Here is a 4,009-nt window from a genome sequence, read left to right as displayed (position 1 = left end):
CAGCGCGAGCACCTGCTCGCGCGCCGGGACGGCACCGCCGGCGCCGACGGCCGGGCGGGGACCGCCGGCGGCGCGCAGCGGGGCGGGGGCGGGCGGGGGGACGCCGCGCGGGAGGCGCACTTCGCGTTGCGCGACGTCGTCGACCAGCTCGTGCGCACCGTCGAGCACGTGGAGGGCTACGACCGCTCGCTCACCGACATCCTGAACGCCCACCTCGCGCAGGTGTCGGTGCGGCAGAACGAGGACATGCGCCGCATCTCCGGCTGGGCCGCCATCCTGGGGGCGGAGACGCTCATCGCGGGCGTCTACGGCATGAACTTCGAGCACATGCCGGAGCTGTCCTGGCGCTTCGGCTACGCCGGGTGCCTGCTCGTGATGCTCGTCGTCGGGACCGTGCTGCACCGCCGCTTCCGGCGCGCCGGCTGGCTCTGAGGCCGTCGCGCCCGGCCGGCGGCGTCAGGGGGCGCTGCGCTCGGCGGGGCCGCGCACGTCGAGGAGGTCCTCGTCGTCCTCGACGTCCTCCTCGTCCCCGGTGTCGTCCTCGTCCTCGGTGTCGTCCTCGGTGTCGTCCACTAGGTCGTCCACCTCCTCGACGTCGTCGACGTCGTCCTCGTCGATGCCGTCGAGCTCCTCGTCCTCGCGCTCGTCCTCGACGTCGTCGTAGAGCACCAGCGGGGTGACCTCGTCATAGGTGGAGTACAGCGCCGTGTCGTACACCTCGAAGGCGTCGGCGAGGCGCTGGTAGGCGGCCTCCACGGCCGGGTCCGCCTCGCCGCGGCGGTTCGCGGCGGCGTCGAGGTGCCCCTCGAGGGCGGCCACGAGGCGGGCGAGCGCGGCACGCGGGTCCGGCGTCATGTTCCGACCGTAGCGGCCTGCGGGCCACAATGGCAGCGATGCGATCGCACAGCGGCAAGGGACCGCCCCCCACCGGCCCGGACCAGTACGAGTACCGGACGCTGACGTTCCCGCGGACCACCTCCCGGGCGGAGGCGCGCCGCCTGCTGACCGAGCAGGCCGACTACGGCCGCTGGGAGCTGGACCTGGTGCGGGTCTCCTTCGGCGGCGTGCGGCGGGTGCGGTTGCGCAGGAAGATCATCCGGGTGGTCCGCACGGCGTGAACCCGCAGGGCGCCGGCGGTCGGGATCGACGACCTGCGCCGACGCACGAGGAGGCCGACGTGAGCATCTGGCGGACGAAGACGGTCGAGGAAGCGATCCGCACGACGGATGAGCCGGGGCACCGGCTGCGCAAGTCCCTGGGCGCCTGGGACCTCACCGTGTTCGGCGTGGGCGTCATCATCGGCACCGGCATCTTCGTGCTGACCGGCCGGGCCGCGGGCACCCTCGCCGGCCCGGCGGTGTCGCTGTCGTTCGTCGTGGCCGGTGTGGTGTGCGCGCTGGCGGCGCTGTGCTACGCGGAGTTCGCCTCCACGGTGCCGGTGGCGGGGTCGGCCTACACGTTCTCCTACGCCAGCCTCGGGGAGGTGGTGGCCTGGCTCATCGGCTGGGACCTCGTGCTGGAGATGGCGCTGGGCGCCGCGACCGTGGCGGTGGGCTGGTCCGGCTACGTCGCCGACCTGCTGCAGCAGACCCTCGGGCTGTCCCTGCCGGCGTGGGTCTACGACGAGTCGCCCACCCCGACCTCGCCCAACCTCGTCGCCGCCGGCGTCATCGCCGTGCTCACCGCGGTGCTGTGCCTGGGCAGCAAGGCGTCCTCGCGGGTCAACGCCGTCGTCGTGGCCCTCAAGCTCACCGTGGTCGCCGTCGTCATCGTGGCCGGGCTGTTCTACGTGAAGGTGGCCAACTACTCCCCGTTCGTGCCGCCGTCGGGCTCGGCGGGCGCGTCGGCGCAGCCGGCCGACCCCTCGCTGTGGCAGGACCTCGGCTTCGCACCCGGCGCGTTCGGCGTCATGGGGATCTTCACCGCCGCCGCGCTGGTGTTCTTCGCGTTCATCGGCTTCGACATCGTCGCCACCGCGGCGGAGGAGACGAAGAACCCCCAGCGGGACGTGCCCCGCGGCATCTTCGGCTCCCTGGCGATCTGCACCGGCCTGTACGTCGCCGTCTGCCTCGTCATCACGGGCATGGTGCGCTACGACGAGATCAGCACCGCCGCACCGCTGGCCGACGCCTTCCGGCAGGTCGGGGCCCCGGTGGTGGCGACCCTGATCAGCGCCGGCTCGGTGGCCGGCCTGCTCACCGTGATGATGATCCTCATGCTGGGCCAGACGCGGGTGCTGTTCGCGATGGGCCGCGACGGCCTGCTGCCGGGGTGGTTCTCCGCCGTCAGCGAGCGCCGCGGGGTGCCGGTGCGCACCACGGTGACCACCGGCGCGGTCGTCGCCGTCGTGGCCGCCCTCGTCCCGCTCGGGGAGCTCGCGGAGATGGTGAACATCGGCACCCTCTTCGCGTTCGTGCTCGTCTCCGTCGGCGTGCTGGTGCTGCGCCGCAGGCGCCCGGACCTGCCCCGCGCCTTCCGGATGCCCGGCGTGCCCGTGCTGCCGGTGCTCTCGGCGCTGGCCTCGCTGGCGCTCATGGGTTTCCTGCCCGCCGTGACGTGGGTGCGGCTGGCGGTCTGGATGGCCGTCGGGCTGCTCGTCTACCTCGCCTACGGCTACCGCCGCTCGCACCTGGCCGGGCGCACCCCGGCCGGTCCCGCCGGCGCGCGGCGGGGATGATCGGGGCGTGCCTGTCGACGCCGCCTCGGTCGAGTCCGCCGCCTCCCGGTTGCGGGGGGTGGTGACCACCACGCCGCTGGAGCCCAACGCCCGGCTCTCCGCGCGCACCGGCGCGCAGGTGTGGCTCAAGCGCGAGGACCTGCAGGTGGTGCGCTCCTACAAGGTGCGCGGGGCGTACAACCTCATCGCCCAGCTCGCCGGGGCGGACCACGCCGCGGGCGTGGTCTGCGCCAGCGCCGGCAACCACGGGCAGGGGGTGGCGCACGCCTGCGCGCTGCTGGGGGTGCCCGGCCGGGTGCACGTGCCGCGCACCACGCCGCGGCAGAAGCGCGACCGGATCGCGGCCCTGGGCGGGCCGGCAGTCACCACGATCGTGGCGGGCGACACCTACGACGACGCCGCCGCCGGGGCGCTGGCCGACGCCGCCGCCACCGGCGCGACCCTGGTGCCCGCCTTCGACGACCCGCGCACCATCGCCGGGCAGGGCACCGTGGCCGCCGAGGTCGTGGCGCAGTTCACGGCCGCCACCGGCGCCCCGCCCGACGTCCTCGTCGTCCCCGTGGGAGGTGGGGGCCTGCTGGCCGGCTGCCTGGCGTGGTTGCGCGAGCGGCACCCCGGGGTGCGCCTGGTGGGGGTGGAGCCTGCCGGGGCGGCGTGCATGGCCGCGGCGGTGGCCGCGGGCGGCCCCGTGCGGCTGGAGCACATCGACGGCTTCGTCGACGGGGCCGCGGTGCGCCGCGCCGGGGACGCCACGTACCGGGTCGTGGCCGCCGGCGGCGCGGAGCTGGCGGTGGTGCCCGAGGGCGCGGCGTGCGCGGAGATGCTCGCCCTGTACCAGACCGACGGCATCATCGCCGAGCCCGCCGGGGCGCTGGCGCCGGCCGCCCTCGGCGGCGCCGTGCCCGTGGCGCCCGGTGAATCGGTGGTGTGCGTCCTCTCCGGCGGCAACAACGACGTCAGCCGCTACGCGGAGGTCGTCGAGCGCGCGCTGGTCCACGAGGGCCGCAAGCACTACTTCCTCGTGGAGTTCCCCCAGGAGCCCGGCGCGCTGCGCCGCTTCCTCGACGAGGTCCTCGGCCCCGACGACGACATCACGCTGTTCGAGTACGTCAAGCGCAGCAACCGCGAGACCGGCCCGGCCCTCGTGGGCGTCGAGCTGGCCCGCGCGGACGACCTCGGGCCGCTGCTGGCGCGGATGGCGGCCGCACCGCCGGCGGTGGAGCGCGTCGACCCGGCCAGCCCGCTGTTCCGGTACCTGCTGTGAGAGCGCCGGGGCGCGGTGCCCCGGCGCTCCCACCGCGCGGGCGGGCCCGGGGTCAGCGGACGGCGGAC

The 4,009-nt window shown here is 75.2% G+C and carries 5 protein-coding genes; 4 read left to right on the top strand and 1 reads right to left on the bottom strand.

Features of this window, described 5'->3' with window-relative positions; all coding sequences use genetic code 11:
- Window positions 1–432: CorA family divalent cation transporter (locus ABEB16_RS17885; protein WP_345713573.1), on the top strand; the 432-nt coding region annotated here is incomplete at its 5' end.
- A gap of 24 nt (window positions 433–456) precedes the next feature.
- Here ABEB16_RS17885 and ABEB16_RS17880 read toward each other — a convergent pair.
- Complete coding sequence (locus ABEB16_RS17880) at window positions 457–855, bottom strand: primosomal protein (RefSeq protein WP_345713572.1); 399 nt, start codon at window positions 853–855, stop codon at window positions 457–459.
- 38 nt (window positions 856–893) lie between these two features.
- Between ABEB16_RS17880 and ABEB16_RS17875 the strand changes: the two genes are divergently transcribed.
- The 3 genes from ABEB16_RS17875 to ilvA are packed head-to-tail and all read left to right on the top strand — an operon-like array spanning window position 894 to window position 3,941.
- Entirely contained in the window at window positions 894–1,118 is a 225-nt protein-coding gene (locus tag ABEB16_RS17875; RefSeq protein ID WP_345713571.1) for a DUF5703 family protein, read from the top strand.
- Between the two features lie 59 nt (window positions 1,119–1,177).
- On the top strand, window positions 1,178–2,677 hold the full coding sequence (locus ABEB16_RS17870) for an amino acid permease (protein ID WP_345713570.1): 1,500 nt from the start codon (window positions 1,178–1,180) through the stop codon (window positions 2,675–2,677).
- 7 nt (window positions 2,678–2,684) lie between these two features.
- Window positions 2,685–3,941, top strand: a complete 1,257-nt coding sequence (gene ilvA / locus ABEB16_RS17865) for a threonine ammonia-lyase IlvA (RefSeq protein WP_345713569.1) — start codon at window positions 2,685–2,687, stop codon at window positions 3,939–3,941.
- The last annotated feature ends 68 nt before the right edge of the window (window positions 3,942–4,009 follow it).

Origin of the sequence: Kineococcus glutinatus (assembly GCF_039542765.1) — a bacterium.
GTDB classification, from domain to species: Bacteria; Actinomycetota; Actinomycetes; order Actinomycetales; family Kineococcaceae; genus Kineococcus_A; species Kineococcus_A glutinatus.
Note: the sequence above shows the minus strand (reverse complement) of the source record. Positions and strands in the feature narration are given on the sequence as shown.

Coding starts and splice junctions, on each gene's coding strand:
- ABEB16_RS17880 (WP_345713572.1), bottom strand. CDS start 855: ATGACGCCGGACCCGCGTGCCGCGCTCGCCCGCCTCGTGGCCGCCCTC.
- ABEB16_RS17875 (WP_345713571.1), top strand. CDS start 894: ATGCGATCGCACAGCGGCAAGGGACCGCCCCCCACCGGCCCGGACCAG.